The sequence below is a fragment of the Nonomuraea jiangxiensis genome, assembly GCF_900099965.1.
GTDB classification, from domain to species: domain Bacteria; phylum Actinomycetota; class Actinomycetes; order Streptosporangiales; family Streptosporangiaceae; genus Nonomuraea; species Nonomuraea jiangxiensis.
Window position 1 is genome coordinate 598,856 of sequence record NZ_FNDJ01000004.1, and the last position, 21,681, is coordinate 620,536.

Here is a 21,681-nt window from a genome sequence, read left to right on the forward strand (position 1 = left end):
CGAGAGGTTCTCCCCCATGCCCGGCTCACCCCGCCACCACCCTCTCCAGGGTGGCCGGCTGCGCAGAGCGCGTGAGTTCTCCGGTTTCGCCCTGCCCGGGCTCTTCCTGTACGGCGTCCTGGTCCTGGTGCCGATCGTGTGGACCATCGTCCTCGGCTTCACCGACCAGACCCGGTTCGACCCGCAGACCAGCTGGGTCGGGTTGAAGCAGTTCGGCCGGCTGTTCCAGGACGAGCAGTTCTGGCTGGTCCTGAGGAACACCTTCGTCGTCACGCTCATCGTCGTGATCGTGCCGAACGTGCTGGGCCTGGCCATCGCCCTGCTGCTGAACCGGGAGAGCCTGCTCTACCGGCTGCTGCGCTCGGTGTTCTTCACGCCCGTCATCCTGAGCGGCATCGTCGTCAGCGTCATCTGGCAGAGCCTGCTGCGCCCGGACGGTGTGCTGAACGCGATCCTGGTGGACCTCGGCGTGGACAGCGCCCCGCGCTGGTTGTCCGATCCCGGCCTCGCGCTCTACTCGATCAGCGGGATCCTCTGCTGGCAGATGCTGGGCTTCTGCGTGGTGGTCTACCTCGCCGGCCTGAACTCCGTCCCGAAGGAGCTGTACGAGGCCGCGCTCATGGACGGGGCCGGCCGGCTGCGCCGCTTCCGCTCGGTCACCTGGCCGATGATCGCGGCCTCGGTCACCATCAACACCGTCATGCTGCTGATCAGCGGCTTCAAGGTGTACGAGCACATCCTGGTGCTCACCAACGGCGGCCCCGGGCGCAACGCCACCGCCTCCATCGCCTTCGACGTCATCGAGAAGGGCGTACGAGGCGACCGGATCGGGTTCTCGGCGGCCGAGGCGACGATCATGCTCGCCATCATCGTCGCGATCACCGGCGTCGTCCTGCGGCTGCTGCAACGTCGAGAGGTACACCTGTGACATCCCGCTTGGCGGTCGCGCGGCCGGTGCTCGCCATCGCGCTGACCGCGCTGTTCTTCTTCCCCATCTACATCGTCGTCACGGGCATGCTCAAGCCCGCCGACGAGATCCAGTCCTCGCCGCTCGGCCTGCCCGCGCCGCTCACCGGGGAGAACCTCGGAGCCGTCTTCGGGCGCGAGGACGGCCTGTACTGGTCGTCGCTGCTGAACAGCGTCCAGATCACGGTGCTGTCCGTGCTCCTGCTCACCCTGTCCTCGGCGATGCTGGCGCACTACCTGGTGCGCTCGAAGGCGCGCTGGACCAAGCCGGCGATGCTGATGCTGCTGTCCGGCCTGATGATCCCGCCGGCGGTGATCCTGCAGCCGGTCACCCAGGTCCTCGACGCCGTCGGCCTGATGAACACGCTGCCCGGCGTGGTGCTGAGCAACGTCGCCTACTACCTGCCGTTCGGCGTGTTCGTCTTCGCCGGATTCATCGGCACCGTGCCGGTGGACATCGAGGAGGCGGCCAGCCTCGACGGCGCGAGCCGGCTGCGGATGTTCTGGCAGGTGGTGTTCCCGACGCTGCGGCCCGCCGCCGCCAGCGTGATGATCTTCCTCGGGGTGTGGGTCTGGAACGACTTCCTCAGCCCGCTGGTGATCCTCGGCCCCGAGTCCGGCACCACGGTCACCGTCGGCGTCTACCGCTCGGTGGGGGAGTACTCGACGAACTTCGGCACCCTGTACGCCTTCTCGTTCCTGGCCTCGCTGCCGGTGCTGCTGTTCTTCGTGGCGCTGCAGAAGCAGTTCGTGGCGGGCCTGACCGCGGGATCGGTCAAGTGAGGGCCCGCCCGGCCGCGGTGACGTACGACGCCGGCACCGGAGTGCTGCTGCTCGACACCCCCCGCACCTCCTACGCGGCGTACGTCGGACGCGCTGACGACATCCCGATCCACACCTACTGGGGCCCGCCGATCACCGCCGAGGACGCGGCCCACCTCGCGACCTCGACCGCCGAACGGCTGGCCGCGGAGTGGGAGTGTTTCCGCTCGCCGGCCAACCGGCACGAGGAGTACCCGCTGGACGGCGGGCTGCAGTTCGGCCGGGCCGCGTTGTCGGTCGAGTTCCCCGGGTCGGTGCGCGCCGTCGAGTGGCGGCTCGCCCGGCACGAGATCACCGCCGAGCCCGGCCGGCAGGAGCTGACGCTGTGGTTCGAGGCGCGCCACCAGGAGCTGACGGTGGCCCTGCACTACCGGGTCCACGACGACAGCGACGTCATCGACCGGTGGGTGGTCGTGCGCAACGACTCCGCCACGGAGGCCGTCGACGTACACCGGCTGGACTCCGCCGCATGGGTGACCCCCGAGCAGCCGCGCCACCGGATGACCCACCTCACCGGCCGCTGGGCGGCCGAGACGCAGTTGCGCCGGACCGACCTCGCCGACGGCCACTTCGTCCTGGAGAGCCGCCGCGGCATCACCAGCCACCACGCGAACCCCTGGTTCGCGATCGACGACGGGACCGCCACGGAGGAGAGCGGCCGGGTCTACAGCGCGACGCTGCACTGGAGCGGTTCGTGGCGGCTGCTCGCCCAGCGGGAGCTGGACGAGCCCGCCCAGGTGCTGTTCGGCTGGGGGCACGAGGGTTTCGGCCCGCGCCGCCTCGAACCGGGTGAGGTGCTGCAGACCCCGGTCAGCTCGGGCCTGTTCAGCGCGGACGGGTTCGGCGCGATGAGCCACGCGTGGCACGAGTACGCCCTCCGCCACGTCCTGCCGAACGGCGGCGAGCAGCGGCCGGTGCTGTTCAACTCCTGGGAGGCCACCGGCTTCGACGTGGACGAGGCGGGCCAGCTGGCCCTGGCCCGGAAGGCGGCCGACCTCGGCTGCGAGCTGTTCGTGCTCGACGACGGGTGGTTCGGCCGGCGGTCGGACGACCGGGCCGGCCTCGGCGACTGGTGGGTCAACACCGACCGCTTCCCCGGCGGGCTGAAGCCGTTGATCGACGAGGTGCACGCGCTCGGCATGGGCTTCGGGCTGTGGATCGAGCCGGAGATGGTCAACCCCGACTCCGACCTCTACCGCGCCCACCCCGAGTGGACCTACCACCACGCCGGCCGGGAACCGCACACCATGCGGCATCAGCTGGTGCTGAACCTGGCCAGGCCGGACGTGGCCGAGTGGGTCTTCGGCGAGCTGGACGCGCTGCTGTCGGCCAACGACATCCAGTTCGTCAAGTGGGACATGAACCGGCCGTTCGCCGACACGGGCTGGCCGGAGCGGCCGGACCGGCAGGGACGGCTCTGGCTCGACCACGTGACGGGGGTCTACGGCGTGATCGACGCCCTGCGCCGCAAGCATCCCGGCGTGGCGTTCGAGGCGTGCTCGGGAGGCGGCGGCCGGGTCGACTTCGGGATCATGGCCAGGACGGACCAGTTCTGGCCCTCGGACAACACCGACGCGCTGGACCGGCGCTACATCCAGCACGGCTTCAGCCACCTCTATCCGGTGCGGACCATGTCGTGCTGGGTGACCGACGTGCCGGCCTTCATCAACAAGCGCCGGGTGCCGCTGACCTACCGCTTCCACGTCGCGATGGCCGGGGTGCTCGGCATCGGCGGCGACCTGAACGCCTGGACGGCCGAGGAGACGGAGGAGGCCAGGCGGCTCATCGCGCAGTACAAGGAGATCCGCCACATCGTCCAGCACGGCCGCCTGCACCGGCTGGGCGAGCCGGGAAGGTCGGCGTCCGCGGTCCAGTACGTGACGGCGGACCTCAGCGAGTCCGCCGTCCTCGTCTACCAGGAGGCCCAGCAGTACGACAGCGCCCCGGCCCCGATCCGGCTGCGCGGCCTGGCCCCCGAGGGCCGGTACCGGCTGACCGGCGGTGCCGTGCTGTCCGGCGCGCTGCTGATGAACCACGGGATCACCCCGCGGCTCACCGGCGACTACGCCAGCACGCTGATCCGCCTCGAACTCCTGGCCTGAGCAGCCCCAGGAGCACCCGGGGGTCGTCCCCGCGGCCGGGAAGCCCGGTCGCGGGGCGGCCCTCGGAGGTCAGCCGGTGATGATGGCGGGGTCGCTGGTGCCGGCGCGGCCCGTTTCGACGTGGCCGCACAGGCGGCGGAGGAAGGTGGCGTCCTGGTCGGACGTCACCGAGATGTCGTACCAGTTGTCGGCGTGTTGCGTGTCCACCGTGGTGGTGAACGTCGCCCCCGGCTTGAGCGCGTGCGGCTTCGGGTGGTCCTTGCCGTAGGCGTCGGCGACGCTGAGCCGCACCGCGGCGGTGCCGTGGTTGGTCACCACCACCTTCACGTGACCGGACCTGCCCTCGTGGCGCGTGCTCACCTCAAGACCCTCGCTGCCCACCCCGCCCTTGAACTGCCGCAGGAAGCCGTTGGGCCCGCGCACGGTGAAGTCGTAGGACTCCTGGCCGGAGGCGGCGAGGGCGAGCTCACCGGTCAGGCTCTGCCCGGCCCCGACCGTGTAGGTCCACGGACCGGCCGGGTTGGAGCCGGAGGCGACGTGGAACCAGGCGCCGGTCTCGCCGTCGTTGGTGAACGTGAGCGCCAGCCGGTCGTTCCTGACGTCCCCGTCCAGGGCCAGGTCGTACGGGAGCGGCCGGGCCGGACGCAGGCCGCCTTCCTGCTTGGGCAGCGCCGGGTTGGCCGGTACGGCGGGCACGTAGCTGGGGTGACGCTTGTTGTCCGGCGGCAGGTAGCCGGTGGTGTCGGGCAGGGCGGGGACGGCGCCGTCGGTACGGGCGAAGTCGAAGGCCGAGGTCAGGTCACCGCAGACCGCCCGCCGCCAGGGCGAGATGTTCGGCTCGTGCACGCCGAAGCGGCGCTCCATGAACCGGATGATGGAGGTGTGGTCGAAGACCTCGGAGCAGACCCAGCCGCCCGTGCTCCACGGGGAGACCACCAGCATCGGGACACGCTGGCCCAGGCCGTACGGACCGGCGGCGCGCGAGGAGGAACCCGGGTAGATCTCACCGGTGGTGTCCACCGTGGAGCCGCCCTCGGCGGCGGAGGAGGCCGGGTACGGAGGCACGACGTGGTCGAAGAAGCCGTCGTTCTCGTCGTAGGTGATGAAGAGCGCGGTCTTGCTCCACACCTCGGGGTTGGCGGTGAGCGCGTCCAGGACCTGGGCGATGTACCACGCGCCGTAGTTGGCCGGCCAGTTGGGATGCTCGGTGAACGCCTCGGGGGCGACGATCCACGAGATCTGGGGCAGCGTGCCGGCCCGCACGTCGGCCGCGAGGAGGTCGAAGAACCCCTGGCCCTCCTTGGCGTTCGTGCCGGTCCTGGCCTTGTCGTAGAGCGGGTCGCCCGGCTCCGCGTCACGGTACTGGTTGAAGTACAGCAGCGAGTTGTCGCCGTAGTTGCCGCGGTAGGCGTCGTCGATCCAGCCCCACGAGCCGTGGGCGTCGAGACCGTCGCCGACGTCCTGATAGATCTTCCAGGAGATCCCGGCCTCCTCCAGCCGCTCCGGATACGTCTTCCAGGAGTAGCCCTTCTCGTCGTTGCCGAGGACCGGCCCGCCGCCGCTGCCGTCGTTGCCGGTGTAACCGGTCCACATGTAGTAGCGGTTCGGGTCGGTCGAGCCCATGAACGAGCAGTGGTAGGCGTCGCAGATCGTGAACGCGTCGGCCAGCGCGTAGTGGAAGGGGATGTCCTCACGGGTGAGGTAGGCCATCGACGTGGACCCCTTGGCCGGAATCCATCCGTCGTACTTCCCGTGGTTCCAGGCGGCGTGGGCGTCCTTCCAGTCGTGCGGGAGGTCCTGGATGAACTTCAGGCCGAGGTCGTCGGCGTCGGGCCGGAACGGCAGGATGTCCCGGGTGCCGTTCGACTGGTGCCAGACCGGCTTGCCGCTGGGCAGGGTGACGGGCCGCGGGTCGCCGAACCCCCGTACCCCGCTCAACGTGCCGAAGTAGTGGTCGAACGAGCGGTTCTCCTGCATGAGAACCACGATGTGCTCGACGTCCTGGAGGCTCCTGGTCCGGTGGTTGGCCGGGATCGCCGCCGCCCGGGCGATGCTCGTGGAAAGGAGGGACGTGGCGGCGGTGCCACCGGCCAACTGGAGGAAACGCCTGCGGTTGACGTGCGTCATCTGGGGACCTGCTTCGTAGGTGGATCAGGCAAAACCCCGACAGTATGTTCGGCGGATCGCGAACAGGCCGTCCTCACCTGACGGAACTCAGGGCGAAACCCGCGTTAACGCTGCAATACCGCCCAGACGTGCCGGAAGTAGCCTTATCTGGTACTCGCCCTGCGGGCGACCGAGTCGATCGCCACGGCCAGGGCCAGCACCGCCGCGGTCACCATGAACCTCACGGAGGAGTCCACGTTGAGCAGCAGCATCCCGTTGGTGATCGACTGGATCACCAGGATGCCGAGCAGCGCCGCGTACGGCCGGCCGCGCCCGCCGAACAGCGACGTCCCGCCGATCACCGCGGCGGCGACCGCCATGAGCAGGATGTCGCTGCCGCCGGAGGCCTGGTTCACCGCGGACAACCGGCTGGCCGCGAGGATGCCGCCGAATCCGGCGAGTACGGAGGCCAGCACGAACGCCAGCACCCTGATCCGGGTCGTGTTGATCCCGGCCCGCCGGGCGGCTTCTGCGTTGCCGCCCACCGCGTACATCCACCGGCCGAACACGGTGTGCCGGAGCACGAGGTCGAGCGCGACCACCAGCGCCCCGAAGAGGACCAGCAGCAGCGGCACGCCCCGGTCGGCGGACAGGACCGTCACGACCCCCGCCAGCAGCACCGCCGTCCCGCCGATCCGCAGGACAGTCAGATAGACCGGCGGCACCGGCAGGTCCGCCGCCCGCCGCAGCCGCCTGCCGATCACCGCGGCCGCCGCCCAGCCGGCGATCAGCGCCGTCACCAGGCCCCAGGCCGGCCAGACCGGGAGCCAGGTGTCGCTCAGCTTCGAGACGAACCCGTCGAACGGCAGGTTGATCGTGCCGCCCTGGCCGAGCAGGTAGAGCAGCAGCCCCTGCCAGCCGATCAGCCCGGCCAGCGTCACGATGAACGACGGCATGTGCAGGCGGGTGTGCATCAGCCCGTGCAGCAGGCCGATGACCCCGGCGGCCACGAGCGCGACCGCGATGGCGGCCACCGGGTTCCAGGACTGCTTGACGTACAGGATCGTCATCACGACCGCGCACAGGCCGCTGACGGAGCCCGCCGACAGGTCGATCTCGCCGAGCAGCAGCACCATGATGATGCCGAGCGAGATCGTGCCGGTGGCCGCCAGTTGCAGGGCCAGGTTGGTGAGGTTCTCGGGGGACAGGAAGTGCTCGTTCAGCGTGCCGAAGACGGCCGCGATGACGACGAGCCCGCCGGCGACCGGCCAGGCCCCGAGGTCCCCGCGCCGCAGCCGCGCCACCGCCTCCTTCGGTGTGTACGGCCCGCGGGTCAGCGTCTCAGCGTTCATCTGCGGTCGCTCCGGTGATCGCGGCGACGATGGCCTCCTGCGACGTCTCGGCCGTCCGGAACTCGCCGGCGTTGCGCCCGAGCCTGAGCACGACCACCCGGTCGCTCATCGCCCGTACGTCGGCGAGGTTGTGCGAGATGACCAGCACGGCCAGGCCACGGTCGCGCAGGCGGTCGATCAGGCCGAGCACCTGGGCCGTCTGCTCCACGCCGAGGGCGGCGGTGGGCTCGTCGAGGATGACCAGGCGGGGTTCGCCGATCAGAGCCCGGGCGATGGCCACGGACTGCCGCTGGCCGCCGGAGAGCATGGCGACGGGCACCCTGATGTCCCGGATCCGCACGTCGAGCGAGGTCAGCAGGTCGTGGGCGGCGCGTTCCATGGCGATGTGGCCGAGCACCGACCAGCGGCGGCGTTCGGTGCCGAGATACAGGTTGGCGACCACGTCGAGGTTCTCGCAGAGGGCGAGATCCTGGTAGACGGTCGACACGCCCAGCGCCTGGGCGTCCTGGGGCGTGGCGATCCTGACGGGACGGCCCTCCACGGTGATGGTCCCGGCGTCGGGGGTGATGACCCCGGCCAGGACCTTGACGAGCGTGGACTTGCCGGCGCCGTTGTCGCCGACGAGGGCCACGACCTCGCCCGCGCGCAGGTCCAGGCGCACCCCGTCGAGGGCCTGGACCGCGCCGTACGCCTTGGTGATGCCGGTGGCGGAGAACATCTACCGCAGGCCCGCTCGCTCGCAGGCGTCCTTGACCTCGGCGGTGCAGATGTCCTGGACCGTGTAGAAACCGTCCTTGACGATCGTGTCCTTGACCTTGTCCTTGGTGACGGCGATGGGGTCGAGGAGGAAGGCGGGGATGTCGGCGGTGCCGTTGTTCACCTTGGCGGGGGCGGGCGGCCCCTGGCCCTTGGTGAGCGCGACGGCGAGCTCGGCGGACTTCTCCGCCTCGGCCCTGATGTCGAGGTAGACGGTCATGTACTGCTCGCCGGTGAGGATCCGCTGGACGGCCGCGAGCTCGGCGTCCTGGCCGGTGATCGGCGGGAGCTCGGTGTAGCCGGCGCGTTTCATCGCCGCGATCGCGCCGCCGGCCATGCCGTCGTTGGCCGACAGCACGCCCACGACGGAGTCGCGGCCGAGCGCGGTGATCGCCTGCTCCATCTGCTGCTGGGCCTTGTCGGGGCTCCAGTCGGGCGTGTCGTACTCCTTGCCGATTTTGACCTTGCCGTCGAGGACGTTGTGCGCGCCCTTCTTGTAGTCGGCCGAGCTGGGGTCGGTCGGGGAGCCGTGGATCATCACGATCTGGCCCTTGTCCGTGGCGCCCTTGGCGGTGAGCGCGTCCAGCAGCGCCTGCCCCTGCATCTCGCCGACCCGTACGTTGTTGAACGAGACGTAGTAGTCGTAGCCGATCCCGGAGATCAGCCGGTCGTACGCGATGACCGGGACCTTGCGTTGCTTGGCCTGGTTGACCAGCGGGGCCACCGCGGCGGCGTCGACCGCGTCGAGCACCAGCACGTCCGCGCCCTGCGTGAGGGCGGCCTCGACCTGCTGCTGCTGTTTGGCGGGCTCCTGGTCGGCGTTGCTGTAGAGCACCTTGCAGGCGGGGCAGAGGGCCTTGACCTTGGCCTCGAAGAGCGGCCGGTCGAAGGCCTCGTATCTCGTGGTCTTGGACTCCGGCAGGAGCAGGGCGATCGTCGCCTCCTGCTGGGGGTCGCCGGACGCGGTGCCGCCGGCGCCGCCGGATCCGGTGCCGCAGGAGGCGGCCAGTAAGACCGCGACGGCGGCTGACGTCTTCCATCCTCGGCCCATCGCGTTGTTCCTTTCCGCGACTACCCTTGGTAGTAAAGAAGGTAATTTACTATCAGGGTGTTGGCTACCCTTCGGACGTTCCCATCGAGGAGGAGTCCGACGTGCGCGGTGAGCTGGGTAACCCGCGGCTGCTGCGGGTGATGAACGAGCGGCGCCTGCTCGACCGGTTGCAGGAGCACGGCCCGGCCTCCCGCGCCGATCTGGCCAAGGTGACCGGGCTGTCGAAGCCCACGGTCTCGGCGGCGCTGGCCGGCCTGGCCAAGGACGGGCTGGTCCACCTGGTGGGCGAGGTGTCCGGCCGGCCGGGGCCGGTGACCTCGCTGTACGACATGAACGCCGGGTCCGCGCACGTGGCGGGCATCGACATCGGGCGCGACTGGAACCGCGTCGTGGTGGCCGATCTGCGGGGGTCGTTCGTGGGCCGCGAGGACGGCCGGAACGACGCCAGCACCACGGCCGACCTGGCGGCCCACGTACGCGAGCTGGCCCACGCGGCCGCCGCCGCTGCCGGGCTGGAGTGGTCGGCCGTCACGTGTGCCGTGGCCGGCACCCCGGGCGTCTACGACCCGGTGGCCGGACGGCTGGACTTCGCCGGCAACGTGCCCGGCGCCGACCTCGTCGAACAACTCCGCTCGGCCCTCGATCCCGACCTGGTCATAGAGAACGACATCAACCTCGCGGCCGTCGGCGAGCACGCCTACGGGGAGGGCAGGGGCAAGACGCACTTCGCCCTCGTCTCCGTCGGCACCGGCGTGGGCATGGGCATCGTCGTCAACGGCGAGCTGTACGTCGGCGCCCGCGGAGCAGCCGGTGAGGTGTCGTACCTGCCCACCGCCGAGGACCCCGCCGGGGACCCGGCCGCCCTGGAGCACGGGTCCACGGAGGCGCTGGCCTCCGCGCCGGGGGTGGTGCGGGCGGCCCGCGCCGCCGGGCTCGACCTGGGAAGCGCGAAGGAGGTCTTCGAGGCGGCCGGACGGGGTGACCGCACCGCCCTGGCCGTGGTCGAGGCCGAGGGGCAGCGCATCGGCGGGCTGCTCGTCACGGTCTGGGCCGTCCTCGACCCGGAGGTGATCGTGCTGAGCGGCGGGGTCGGACGCAACCTCGACCTGCTCGGCGGCGCGATCGAGCGCCGCATCACGGAGCTGGGGCCGCTCCGGCCGCGGGTGGTGGCCAGTGCGCTGGGCGACAGCGGGGTGCTGCTGGGAGCCGTCGCCCGCGCGCGGAAGCGGGCCTGGGATCTCATCTTCCAGTCCCGCCTCGGCTGACCGCCGTGAGATCAGCCGGACGAGACGGGCTCCGCGGTCGGCAGGCCGAGCAGTTCCGGTCGCTCGGCGCGGCTGAGCCACACCTGGGCCGGGTCGGGCACCAGCCGGCGGGCCCGCAGGTCGATCACCCCGCTCACGTAGTTGACCTCGGCGGCCGGCTCGCCGTCCATGCGCCGGAAGACGTGCTCGACCCGATAGGTCTTGCCGGTGCCCCACGTCCAGACGCAGGAGACGTCGACCTCGTCGCCGAGGCGCAACTCGTGGTGATAGCGGATCAGCGTCTCCAGGTTGACCGGCCCGAGGCCGTCACCGAGCAGGCCCTCGACCGACACGCCCGCGGCCCGCACGCACGCGTGACGCGACTCGTCCGCGAACCGCATGTAGGCGGAGCCGTTGAGGTGGAGCTGCGGGTCGATCTCGTAGACCGGGACCCGCAGGCGTACGGTGAACGGTTCGGTGCTCATCGTTGTGCCTCCTGCTCTGCCAGCCACCGCAGTGAACGCTCGGTGAGATAGCGATTGCCGTCGTCGCGGACCTCCAGCCAGTCGCCCCGCACCCAGCCCCCAGCCGCCTGCGGTGAGAAGCCGTGCTTGCGGAACAGCCGGCTGGCCTCGTGGCGGGTCAGCCCGCGACGGCCCCACTCCGCCATGACAGCGACGTGGCGGTCCTCCTCCGAACGGTCAGGGACACCGGAGATCGCGTCCGCCAGCGCGGCCAGGCCCCGGCTGATCTGGCGCAACGCCGCCGCCACCTGCGCGGGGTCGGGCGATGGGGAGCTCACCGCCCGAGCATAGCAATCGCTAGCGATCGAATACCAGCGCCGAGGCTCCACGCCCGGCCCTTTGACCGGCCGCCCATACGGTCACCCGCCACAGCGCCTCGGCCAGGACGCCGGCGCTCATCTTGCTCGTCCCGGCCGTCCGGTCCACGAACGTGATCGGCACCTCCGCCACCGTGAACCCGTGCCGTACGGCCCGCAGCGTGAGATCCACCTGGAAGCAGTACCCCCGGGACTCCACGCCGCCGCGCAGGATCGTCTCAAGGGCGGCGGCCCGGTAGACGCGGAACCCGCCGGTGGCGTCGGCGACGGGAAGGCGGAGCGCCTGCCGCACATAGCGGTTGGCCAGCCGCGAGAGCAGCTCCCGCCGCCTCGGCCAGTTCGCCACCCGGCCGCCCGGCGTCCAGCGCGAGCCGATGACGAGGTCGGCGTGCCCGGCCGCGCGCAGCAGGGCGGGGAGCCGCTCGGGCGGGTGCGAGCCGTCGGCGTCGATCTCCACCAGCAGGTCGAACCCCCGGTCGAGCCCCCAGCGGAAGCCCGCCAGGTACGCGGCGCCCAGCCCCTGCTTGCCTTCCCGGTGCAGGACGTGCACGCCGTCGAGTTCGGCGGCGAGCCGGTCCGCGATCAGGCCCGTCCCGTCCGGGCTGTTGTCGTCCACGACCAGGACGCACGCGGTGGGTACGGCGGCGCGGATCCTGGCGACGATGCCGGGAAGGTTGTCGCGTTCGTTGTAGGTCGGCGTGATGACCAGGACGGTGCTCATGATCGCTCCTCAGCTCGCGTGCTTGAAGTCGGGCCAGGCGGTCTTCCAGGAGGTTCGCAAGCCCGAGCAGACCGTGATGGGCAGGCCCTGCTCCTCGTTCGCGACCCCGGTGCCGAGGTCGATGACCCCGGCGGACGCGCAGCTCCCGAAGCGCGCCCGCAGTCCGGCGGGCGGCATGCCCACGGCGACCACCGTCCGGGCCGTCTCCGGGGGCGGTCCCTGGTACCACAGCTCGTTGTGCCCGCTGTAGACCGGAATGCCCGGTGCGAAGCGGTCCAGGGCGCCGGCCTCGCCGTAGTTCGAGGTGAGCACGACCGTCCCCGCCGGCAGCCGCCGGTGCACCCCGGCCACCTGGGCGACGAAGCGCGGCCAGCCCACCGACTCCCTGGACACCTCGTTGGGCGAGAAATTCAGGGCGGGAAGCGGAAGCAGGGGCAGAGCCACGGCGATCCCGATGACCGAGCTGCCGAGCAGCCCCCACCACACCGTCCGGCGCCGCGCGACCCGGCTCCGCGTCCACGCGGTGACGGGCACGCAGCCGGCCACGAAGGCGAAGATCACGCTGCCGGCGACGTAGTCCGCCCGTCCGCCCGACACCAGACCGAGCAGGATCGTGACCAGCGATGCGATCGCCAGCGCCCGGGTCTCCTGCCGCCGGCGCAGCCAGAGCCACCCGGCGACGGCGATCACGAACCCTCCCATGCTGAGCAGCGCCACCAGCATGGGCACGAACATGATCCGGTTCTCCTGCTCGCTGAGCGTGGCGGCCATGGCGAGCTGGGGCCAGCCGTGGGTGGCCTGGTAGAGCAGGTTCGGGGAGGCGATGACGGCGGCCAGGAGCGCCCCGGACCAGAACCATCTGTCGGCGAAGACGGCACGCGGCCCCTTCACCGCCAGGCCGACGGAGATGAGCAGGCCGGTGGCCAGCCCGGTGATCAGCAGGACGATCAGGTGTTTGTTGAACGTGGCGGCGCCCGCCACGGCGCCGGCCGCCACCCACCAGCGCCCGTCGCCGCGCAGTAGGGCGCGCAGCACGAACAGCATGCAGGCCGTCCAGAACACGAAGTCGGCCGACTGGGTCAGCAGGGTGTGCCCGGCGACCAGCGGGAACATCCCGGTGCCGAGGCCGGCGGCGGCGAGCGTCTGCGCGCTCCTGTCACCGCCGAGCTCCCGCGTGATCGCGGTGCCGAGCAGGATCAGCAGCCCGGCGCACAGCGCGGGCACGACCCGCAGCCCGACGATGGTGTCCCCGAACAGCGTCGTGGACAGCCGGGCCAGGAGCGGGGTCAGCGGCGGCTGGTCGAAGTACCCCCAGGCGGGGGACTGGCCGAGCAGGCGGAAGTAGAGCTCGTCGCGGTGGTAGCCGTACCACGGGCTCAGCAGCAGCAGCGTGACCACGACGACGCCCGCGATGGGGCCGGCGGTCCGCCAGGAGATCGCCGGGAGCGAGGGAGCGCTGGACCGGAGGCGGAGAGCTTGGAGGGGGGCTTGGAGCAGCATGCCTCCACGGTTTCCGATGCGGCCCCCGCCTGTCGTCTGGCCGGGAGCAGAACCGGAGTCAGGCCCCGGGCATAGGCGGCGGCTCCCCGGGGCGGACCACGCCGTGGTCGAACGCGAAGACGACCGCGGCGGCCCGGTCGCGTACCGCCAGTTTGGTGAAGATCCGGCCGACGTGGGTCTTGACCGTGCCCTCGCCGAGCACGAGATGGCGGGCGATCTCGGCGTTCGTGAGCCCCCGGCCGATGAGCTTGAGCACGTCGAGCTCGCGTGCGGTGAGCTCGCCGAGCCGCCGGGCCGCCTCGGGGTCGGTCACCGGGTCCGCGCGGTAACGCCGCAGGACCCGTTCGCAGACGGCGGGATCCAGCCAGCCGTCGCCGGCCGCCACCGCCCGGACGGCACGCTGGATGTCCTCGGCCGGGGCGTCCTTGAGACAGAACCCCGACGCGCCGGCCCGCAGCGCCGCCGCGAGCACGCTGTCCTCGCCGAACGTCGTCAGCACCAGAACGCGGGCGGCCGGGTCCGCGGCGAGCAGGGCACGGGTGGCCTCGACGCCGTCCATCCGCGGCATGCGAATGTCCATGACCACGGCGTCGGGCCGGACCCGCGCCACCTCCGCCAGCGCGGCCTGGCCGTCGGCCGCCTCGGCGAGCACGTCGAACCCGTACGGCTGGCGCAGGATCGTCCGCAGCCCCGCCCTGGCGAGCTCCTGGTCGTCGACGAGCACCACCGAGATCATGCCGGCAGCTCCGTCCGCACGACCCACCGGTCGTCCTCGGGGCCGGCGGTGACGTGGCCACCGACCATGCCGACCCTGTCGGCCATCGCGCGAAGTCCCATGCCGCCATTGTGCCGGGACGGGCGATCAGGCAGGAGATTGGCGACCGTGGCGGACACGGCGCCGTCCGCCGCGACGCGCAGCCGTACCTCGACGGGGCGGCGCGGGGCGTGGCGGCTGGCGTTGGCCAGCGCCTCCTGAACCAGCCGGTAGAGCACCATCCCGGTGGTCGGGCCCACCGCCGACAGCTCGCCGTGGACGCTGGACTCCAGCTCCAGGCCGGCCGTCCGGTATTCCTCGAACAACTCGGCGAGCCGGGACGCGGTGGGCTGGGGAGCGACCACCGCGGGATCGGAGTTCTCCTCGGCGAGCACGTGGACCACCTTGCGCAGCTCCGCCATGCTCTGCCGGGCGAGGCGCTCGGCCTCGGCGATGCCCGCCGCAGCCTCCCGGGGATCGTGTTCGAGCGCCAGCCGCGCGCCCCCGAGATGCAGCACCGTCACGGCGAGTGTGTGGGCGACGATGTCGTGCAGGTCGGCGGCCAGCCGCTGGCGATCGGCCAGGGCCGCGGCGGCGGTGGCGGCGCTCTCCGCCCGGTGCAGCCGCTCGCCCACCTCGATGCGGTAACGCGCGGCCCAGCCGCTCCAGAAGACCAGCGTCAGGGCGGCCAGCCAGTTCGGCCAGCCGGGGTCGGGCGTGGTGAACGCCGCCGCGGCCACCACGGCGAGCGAGGCGAGCCAGACGGCGATGCCCGGCCAGAGCCGCAGGGTCAGCGCGACGAAGGCGATGCAGAGCACCAGGACGAACCAGCCGATGCTGTTGATCGTGAGCTCCGTCAGTGCCGCTATGGCCACGGGAGCCAGGAGACCGGCCACCTCGGCGGTGCGGCGCGGCACCGTACGCACGATGACGACGCACAGGACGATCAGGGCGGCCCCGCCGGCGAACGACCAGGCGCAGAAACCACCGCACCCGCGCGTGAGCGTCTGCACCCACGTCAGCCCGACCAGCAGGATCAGCAGCCCGAGACCGGCCGGCACCAGCCAGCGGGGAGTCACCGTCATCCGCCCATCGTAGGAATCCCCAGTTCCCGGGCGCATCCGCCCAGAGTGATACCCGCCGTCCGCCCACGGTCAGAGCCCCGTCCCGCCCGCCGCGCTTCCCTTCCACCCGCCGGCCATGTGCCCGGCGGCGGAATGGACGAGCCAGTCGGGCCCGGAGGAGACTGAACCGCATGCATGATCACCAATCACAGAGGTACGCCGTTCCGCCGGACGGGGAACGACCGGTCTGGGCGTTGATCGGCCCGGGGATCGGTGCGCTCGCCGGTCTCTACTTGCTGACGATGCCCTTGGGACCCATCCCGTGGGGCACCCTGCAGTCCGCCCTCCACCTGTCGGACCAGACCATCCTCCTCACGACCGTCGTCGCCTACGTGGTCAGCGCGGCGGCGGGCGGGGCGCTGGGCGCCGTCCTCGGCAGGCGTTTCCTGACGACCGTGGGCCTGTCGGCCCTCGCCCTCATGATCGTCGGGGTGCTGCTGGACGTGCTCGCCCCCGGTGCCGGAATCTTCGCGATCGGCCGGGTGCTGAGCGGGCTCGGCGCCGGTGCCGCGGTGGGGGCGACGGCGGCACTGGCGTGGCGGACGGGCCGCGGCCGGGGCGCGGTGGTCGCGACATTGGCTGCTCTCGGTGTCCTCTCCCTGGTGCTGGGGCCGTTCGTCAACCAAGGGCTGACGAGTGCGATGACGTGGCGGCTGGGGTATCTCGTCGTGGTGCTCCCGCTGCTCGCGGGGCTGCTCGCCGCGGCCGTCAGCGGATTCGTGCTCCTGCTGACCCGGCGGCCCGCGCAACCGAATCCGGCCGGCCCGCCCTATCCGCAGGCCGCCGAGCGTCCCGGGAACGCCCCTCCCGGAACCTGACCCGGCACGGGTTGTCGGATCCCCGAGACTGGACTACCGTCTATTTCATCGAGTGATGAATTTAGGGGGCGGCAATGCTCAACATCGACATCCCGGTGCTCGTGGTAGGCGCCGGGCCGAGCGGATTGACCATGGCCGGCGAACTCGCCCGCCATGGCGTCCCGGTACGGATCATCGATCGCGCGCAGGCTCCGGCGACGACCTCCCGGGCAGTGGTCGTGCAGCCGCGTTCTATGGAGGTCTTCGAGGACATGGGGGTCGTCGAGGACGCCCTCGCGATCGGCAACAAGGCGCCCGACCTGAACATCGTCTTCGCCGGGGACAAAAGCGTCCGGCTGGAGTTCCACGACCTGCTCACGGACCCGGCGAACTACACCACGTACCAGACCCTCTTCACGCTCTCCCAGGACGACACCGAGCGGATCCTCACCAAGAAGCTGGCCGAACGCGGCGTGCACGTCGAACGAGGGCTGGAGATGACGGATCTGCGCGTGGACGACGAGCAGGTCACCGTGTCCGTACGCGGCGCCGGCGGCACGACCGAGCAGATCCGGTGCCGATGGCTCATCGGCTGCGACGGATCACACAGCGCGGTCCGCCGGGCCGCCGGGATCCCGTTCGAGGGGGCCACCTATCCCGACGAGTTCATCATGGCCGACGCCGAGCTCGACTGGCATCTGCCGGACGGCGGCATCTACGTCGTCCCCAACCGCGCCGGGTTCGTCGGGGCGTTCGCGATGCCGGGCGAACACCGCTTCCGCATCTTCGGCAACGTGAGCGCCGGCGAGAATGCGGGTGCCGAATACAGCGAGCCGACCCACGAGGAGTTCCAGGCGATGCTGGACGAGCGGCTCCCGTTCCGCGCCACCGTCGTCAAGGAGCACTGGGTGAGCCGCTACCGGCTGCACCGGCGCGTCGTGCCCCGCTACCGCGACGGCCGGGTCTTCCTGGTCGGCGACGCCGCCCACGTGCACAGCCCGGCCGGGGCCCAGGGCATGAACACCGGCATCCAGGACGCCTACAACCTCGCCTGGAAACTCGCCCTCGTGGTGCGCGGCATCGCCGAGGAGCCCCTGCTGGACAGCTACCACGCCGAACGCCATCCGATCGGCAAGCGGCTGCTGACCACCACGGACCGCCTGTTCTCGCTGATCTCCGGGCAGGCCGCCGCGGCCAAATTCCTTCGCTCGCACCTCGCCCCGCAGATCGCCTCGCGGGTGCTCACCCGCGACTCGTTCCGCACCTGGTTCGTCGGCTGGCTGGCCCAGCTGCGGACCGCGTACCCGGCAAGCCCGCTCAACCGCGCGGACGGTACGGACTGGAAGGACGCGCCGGCGCCCGGTGACCGGGCCCGGCAGGCCGAGGTGGTCATCGACGGCGAGCCTCGGCACCTCCACGACCTCCTCCACGGCACGCACCACACCGTGCTGCTGTTCACCGGGACCGGCGCGCCCCGGCCCGCCGCCGAGCTGTGCCGGATCGCCGGCCAGATCACGCGGGCCTACCCGGACCTGGTGACCGCGCACGTGATCGCCGCCGGGCACTCCGCCGACCAGCCGGCACTCGTCCACGACCCGGACCTCTCCGCGCACCGCCACTACGGCCTCGATCGAGCAGCCGCGTTCGTGATCCGGCCGGATCTGCAGATCGGCTACCGCGGCACCCCCGTCGACGCCGACGCCCTGCTCGCGGACCTCGCCTTCCGCCTGCCCGGCGCCCCAGGGCCCGCCTGACCGGACACCCCACGTGGAGGCCGATGGGACGGGCCCGATGCCGGCGGCCGTGGTCGCGTCAAGGGGCCGGAAAGGTTCTGGCCGGAGACGCGGCACGGTGGCATCAGCGGACGCGCGGTGGGCACGGAGACCGGGGTACGCGGCGAGATCAGCCGGTGAACCTCGGGGGACGCATGAACGTCGGTCTCGGCCTGCCCATCGGCGATCCCGCGGCGTTGCCGGAGTGGGCCCGGCGCGCGGACGAGGGCCCGTTCAGCACGCTCGGCCTGCTCGATCGGCTGGTCTATGACAATCCCGAACCCCTGGTCACCCTTGCCGTGCTCGCCGGGGCCACCCGCAGGGTCCGGCTCCAGACCGAGGTGCTGCTGGCGCCGCTCCGCCAGCCGGTGCTGCTCGCCAAGCAGGTCGCGACCCTGGACCGCTTGGCGGGCGGGCGGTTCACACTCGGCATCGGCCTGGGGGCACGCCGGGACGACTACGAGGCCGCGGGCGTGGACGTCCACCGGCGTGGGGCGCGGCTGGAGGAGGCGCTGGAGGTGATGCGCCGCCTCTGGTCGGGAGAGCCGTACGGCAAGGAGGTCGGCCCCATCGGCCCGGAGCCCACCCGCGAGGGCGGCCCCGAGGTGCTCTTCGGCGCCTTCAGCCCCGCCGCGATCCGGCGTGCCGCGCGCCTGGGTGACGGTTTCCTGTGCGCGGCCCACGTCGCCGACGCGCGGAGCCAGTTCAGAGCCATCGAGACGGAGTGGCGCGCCCAGGGACGCACCGGCCGGCCGCGGCTCGTCGCCCAGTTCAACGCCGCCCTGGGACCGGACCACGTGATCGAGGAGGCCCGCGACCGGCTGTACCGCTACTACAGCGGCCCCCACTACATGAACCTGCCGCCCGGCTTCGCCGAGGACGCGGTGGCGAGCATGCTCACCACACGCGCGCAGATCCGCGAGGCCGCCACCCGGATGGCGGACCTCGGCGCCGACGAGATCATGCTCTACTGCTGGGCCCCGGACGTGACCCAGGTGGAGCTGTTCGCCGGGGCGTTCAGCGGCGGGTGAAACCGCGGCGAGACCGCTCCCGCCGAGCTCGGGGATGACCTTGCTCCGGCCCCCGCGACGCCTCTTCTACCAGGGTTCATCAGGTGCTCCTGGTGACGTCATCAGCACGTCCCGGACGATCTCTTCAATCGTGTGCTGCCCTTGATCGAACTGGGCGCAGGCGGGGGCGTTGCCCCCGTGTCTTCTTTTGACCCGAGGTTCCCATGAAATTGATGGTCTTGAACCATCGGCATATGACGCCACTGCTGGTGGCGCTCGCCACGGCGACCACCCTGGTGGTGTCACCCGCCGCCGCATACGCGGACGACAACCCGCCCGCTCCGGTCACCGGCGGAATCCCCTTGATCAACACGGCCGAGGAGATCGGCCCGGGGATCGACCTGCGGCACGTGAAGGCGCTCGACCAGAAGGGCTGGTACGACGCGCACTTCCTGACCGTGGACCTGTCCAACAGCGCGGTCGGCACGGACCTGCTGACCGCCGGACCGGTCGCGTCCGGCGGGCCGCTCAGCGTGGCCGCCAACAAGGCGGGCGCCGTCGCGGGTGTCAACGGCGAGTTCTTCGACATCGGCAACTCCAACGCGGCACTCGGTGGCGAGGTCCAGAACGGGCAGCTCATCAAGACCGCCGACATCGGCGGGCGCCAGCACGTGGGCGTCAGCGCCGACGGCATCGCCCAGCTCGTGAACCTCGCGGTCAACGCGACCGCGAACTTCTCCGGCGCGGACCACCGGGTCCTGTCGATCAACGCCGCGAACGGCGCCGGGGTCCCGGCCGACGGCCTGATCGTGTTCACGTCCGCGTGGGGCGACTACAGCCGCAACCGCGGCCTGACGGCCGTGGGCAACGACCAGATCGCCGAGGTGCTGGTCCAGAACGGCAAGGTCGTGTCGGTCACGCCGAACGGGCCCGCGGGCTCGGGGACGATCCCGGACGACGGCTTCGTACTGGTCGGGCGCGGCGCCGCGGCGACCGCGATCCGCGCGTTGCAGCCCGGCGACCCGGTGACGTTCAGCTACGAGCTCGCCGACGACGCCGCCAAGACGATCAAGTTCGCGCTCGGCCACGGCGGCACCATCGTCTCCGGTGGCCAGGTCGTCGGCGGTCTCGACCCCTCGATCGCCCCGCGTACCGCGCTCGGCTTCAAGGACGGCGGCCGCACGCTCGTGCTCGCCACCTGGGACGGCCCGGGCGGCACCGGCAAGGGCGGCGTCGGCATCGACAAGGAGGCGCGCGACCTCGCCGCGATGGGCGTGGAGACCGCGGTCAACCTCGACGGCGGCGGCTCGACCACGATGGTCGCCCGCGCGCTCGGCGAGGACCAGGCGACCGTCCGCAACATCCCGTCCGACGGCCACGAGCGCAATGACCCGAACGGCGTGGGGGTGTTCGTCACGAAGGGCGACGGCGTGCTGCGCCGGCTCCTCGTCAAGCCCGCGCCGGGTGCGGCGTCGGCCGACGGCGAGGTGAAGGTCTTCCCGGGGCTGCACCGCGCGCTCGTCGCGGAGGGTGTCGACGACCACCAGACGCCGGTGGAGGTCAAGCCGGCGTCCGTGCGGTGGTCCGCCCGGGGAGCTTCGGTCAAGCAGGGCACGCTCAAGGCCACGGCCGACCGGCAGGGCACGATCACGGTCGACGCGCGGGTGGGTGGCAGGAAGGCGCACCAGGAGGTCACCGTCCTCGACGCGCTCGACCGCGTCGAGCTGTCGTCCCAGCGCCTGTCGATCGCCGACGCGATGCCGGAGAACGCGGTCACCGTCGCCGTGACCGGCCGGGACGCCCAGGGCTACACGGCTCCGATCGACCCGCGGGACCTCTCGCTCGACTACGACCACGGTGTGGTCGACATCCAGCCCGTGGACGGCCAGCTGAAGATCACCCCGCTCACCGCCGCGGGCACGATCCTGACGATCTCGGTCGGCGGCAGGTCGGTGCAGCTCCCGATCACGGTCGGCGTGCAGACCCAGACGGTCTACGACTTCGACGACAACGTACTCGCCCGGTGGCGCAACAACAGCACCTCGGCCACGACGTTCTCGGCGGACCCCGACGGCCTGCGGATCGACTTCAACGCGATGCGCAACGTGGGCATCACGGCGGCGTCGGCGGCCCAGCGCGTCCAGGTGCCGGGGCAGCCGCTGCGCCTGCGGATGCGGATCAAGTCCAGCATCAGCGTCCCGAACGGCCTGACCTACCTCGCCTACTACGACGGGAACGGCAAGAGCAACGGCGTCTACGGCACCGCTCTGACGGCGGGTGCGGACTGGCAGTACGCGACGTTCACGCTGCCGTCGAGCACGGCGTTCCCGATCGCGATCTCCGGCTTCCAGGGCATCAACACGAGCGTCACCCAGCAGAAGCCGGGCTCGTTCGTCCTGGACCGCATCGAGGCCGACATCCCGACGTCGATCGACCTGCCCGCCAAGCCCGACCCGCAGCCGGACCCGCTGATCTCCGACGACGGCGTGCTGCCCGAGGGCCGTGACACGTGGCAGTTCGCCACGCTGTCGGACGTGCAGTTCACGGCCGACAACCCGGCGCTGACCCAGGTCGCCACAGCCGCCATCAAGCGGATCCGGCAGACCAGGCCGGACCTGCTCGTCCTCAACGGCGACATCACCGACCGCGGCCTGCCGCAGGACCTCGCGCTCGCCCGCCAGGTGCTCACCGACGCCGGATGCGACCTCATCCCGGTCGGCCAGGAACCGGCGGAGGACAGCACGCCCGACCCGAAGACCGGCA

At 71.5% G+C, this 21,681-nt stretch carries 18 protein-coding genes; 8 read left to right on the top strand and 10 right to left on the bottom strand.

Features of this window, described 5'->3' with window-relative positions; all coding sequences use genetic code 11:
- The first annotated feature begins 16 nt into the window (after nucleotides 1-16).
- From BLS95_RS12040 to BLS95_RS12050, 3 genes are read left to right on the top strand one after another with little or no spacing between them, the layout of a single operon-like run.
- Complete coding sequence (locus tag BLS95_RS12040; RefSeq protein ID WP_090930979.1) at nucleotides 17-928, top strand: carbohydrate ABC transporter permease; 912 nt, start codon at nucleotides 17-19, stop codon at nucleotides 926-928.
- Complete coding sequence (locus BLS95_RS12045; RefSeq protein WP_218135704.1) at nucleotides 925-1,749, top strand: carbohydrate ABC transporter permease; 825 nt, start codon at nucleotides 925-927, stop codon at nucleotides 1,747-1,749. Before BLS95_RS12040 ends, BLS95_RS12045 begins: the two co-directional genes overlap by 4 nt.
- On the top strand, nucleotides 1,746-3,890 hold the full coding sequence (locus BLS95_RS12050; protein WP_218135705.1) for an alpha-galactosidase: 2,145 nt from the start codon (nucleotides 1,746-1,748) through the stop codon (nucleotides 3,888-3,890). Before BLS95_RS12045 ends, BLS95_RS12050 begins: the two co-directional genes overlap by 4 nt.
- 69 nt (nucleotides 3,891-3,959) lie before the next feature.
- Here BLS95_RS12050 and BLS95_RS12055 read toward each other — a convergent pair whose 3' ends face one another.
- The 4 genes from BLS95_RS12055 to BLS95_RS12070 all read right to left on the bottom strand — a co-directional run bounded on the left by BLS95_RS12055 (nucleotide 3,960) and on the right by BLS95_RS12070 (nucleotide 9,155).
- A complete protein-coding gene (locus tag BLS95_RS12055; RefSeq protein WP_090930980.1) occupies nucleotides 3,960-6,017 on the bottom strand; it encodes a phosphocholine-specific phospholipase C in 2,058 nt (685 codons plus the stop codon).
- Between the two features lie 143 nt (nucleotides 6,018-6,160).
- Entirely contained in the window at nucleotides 6,161-7,348 is a 1,188-nt protein-coding gene (locus BLS95_RS12060; protein WP_090930981.1) for a sugar ABC transporter permease, read from the bottom strand.
- Nucleotides 7,338-8,066, bottom strand: a complete 729-nt coding sequence (locus tag BLS95_RS12065) for an ATP-binding cassette domain-containing protein (RefSeq protein ID WP_090930982.1) — start codon at nucleotides 8,064-8,066, stop codon at nucleotides 7,338-7,340. The genes BLS95_RS12060 and BLS95_RS12065 overlap by 11 nt, the downstream gene beginning before the upstream one ends.
- Complete coding sequence (locus BLS95_RS12070; protein WP_090930983.1) at nucleotides 8,067-9,155, bottom strand: sugar ABC transporter substrate-binding protein; 1,089 nt, start codon at nucleotides 9,153-9,155, stop codon at nucleotides 8,067-8,069. It abuts the gene before it with no gap.
- A gap of 101 nt (nucleotides 9,156-9,256) precedes the next feature.
- Here BLS95_RS12070 and BLS95_RS12075 point away from each other — a divergent pair, with 101 nt between their 5' ends.
- The gene (locus BLS95_RS12075; protein ID WP_218135706.1) at nucleotides 9,257-10,420 is read left to right on the top strand and encodes an ROK family transcriptional regulator; all 1,164 of its coding nucleotides are present in this window, start codon (nucleotides 9,257-9,259) and stop codon (nucleotides 10,418-10,420) included.
- A gap of 11 nt (nucleotides 10,421-10,431) precedes the next feature.
- Here BLS95_RS12075 and BLS95_RS12080 read toward each other — a convergent pair whose 3' ends face one another.
- The 6 genes from BLS95_RS12080 to BLS95_RS12105 are packed head-to-tail and all read right to left on the bottom strand — an operon-like array spanning nucleotide 10,432 to nucleotide 15,300.
- A complete protein-coding gene (locus BLS95_RS12080) occupies nucleotides 10,432-10,884 on the bottom strand; it encodes an acyl-CoA thioesterase (RefSeq protein ID WP_090930984.1) in 453 nt (150 codons plus the stop codon).
- Nucleotides 10,881-11,201: a hypothetical protein gene (locus tag BLS95_RS12085; protein WP_143043674.1), complete on the bottom strand. Its 321-nt coding sequence runs from the start codon at nucleotides 11,199-11,201 to the stop codon at nucleotides 10,881-10,883. The genes BLS95_RS12080 and BLS95_RS12085 overlap by 4 nt, the downstream gene beginning before the upstream one ends.
- Before the next feature lie 19 nt (nucleotides 11,202-11,220).
- Nucleotides 11,221-11,961: a polyprenol monophosphomannose synthase gene (locus BLS95_RS12090; RefSeq protein WP_090930986.1), complete on the bottom strand. Its 741-nt coding sequence runs from the start codon at nucleotides 11,959-11,961 to the stop codon at nucleotides 11,221-11,223.
- A 9-nt stretch (nucleotides 11,962-11,970) separates the two neighbouring features.
- Complete coding sequence (locus BLS95_RS12095; RefSeq protein ID WP_090930987.1) at nucleotides 11,971-13,461, bottom strand: ArnT family glycosyltransferase; 1,491 nt, start codon at nucleotides 13,459-13,461, stop codon at nucleotides 11,971-11,973.
- A 58-nt stretch (nucleotides 13,462-13,519) separates the two neighbouring features.
- Nucleotides 13,520-14,197 carry a response regulator gene (locus tag BLS95_RS12100; RefSeq protein ID WP_090930988.1) on the bottom strand — a complete coding sequence of 226 codons (678 nt, stop codon included), beginning with the start codon at nucleotides 14,195-14,197 and terminating at the stop codon, nucleotides 13,520-13,522.
- Entirely contained in the window at nucleotides 14,194-15,300 is a 1,107-nt protein-coding gene (locus BLS95_RS12105) for a sensor histidine kinase (protein ID WP_176993142.1), read from the bottom strand. The genes BLS95_RS12100 and BLS95_RS12105 overlap by 4 nt, the downstream gene beginning before the upstream one ends.
- 281 nt (nucleotides 15,301-15,581) lie before the next feature.
- Between BLS95_RS12105 and BLS95_RS12110 the strand changes: the two genes are divergently transcribed.
- The 4 genes from BLS95_RS12110 to BLS95_RS12125 form a co-directional block, all read left to right on the top strand.
- On the top strand, nucleotides 15,582-16,157 hold the full coding sequence (locus tag BLS95_RS12110; RefSeq protein WP_176993143.1) for an MFS transporter: 576 nt from the start codon (nucleotides 15,582-15,584) through the stop codon (nucleotides 16,155-16,157).
- Between the two features lie 74 nt (nucleotides 16,158-16,231).
- Complete coding sequence (locus BLS95_RS12115) at nucleotides 16,232-17,890, top strand: FAD-dependent monooxygenase (RefSeq protein ID WP_090930991.1); 1,659 nt, start codon at nucleotides 16,232-16,234, stop codon at nucleotides 17,888-17,890.
- Between the two features lie 173 nt (nucleotides 17,891-18,063).
- Nucleotides 18,064-18,939 (top strand): LLM class flavin-dependent oxidoreductase, encoded by an 876-nt coding sequence (locus tag BLS95_RS12120; RefSeq protein WP_090930992.1) that lies wholly within the window; start codon nucleotides 18,064-18,066, stop codon nucleotides 18,937-18,939.
- A gap of 233 nt (nucleotides 18,940-19,172) precedes the next feature.
- The coding region (locus tag BLS95_RS12125) for a phosphodiester glycosidase family protein (RefSeq protein ID WP_176993144.1) at nucleotides 19,173-21,681 on the top strand (2,509 nt) is incomplete at its 3' end.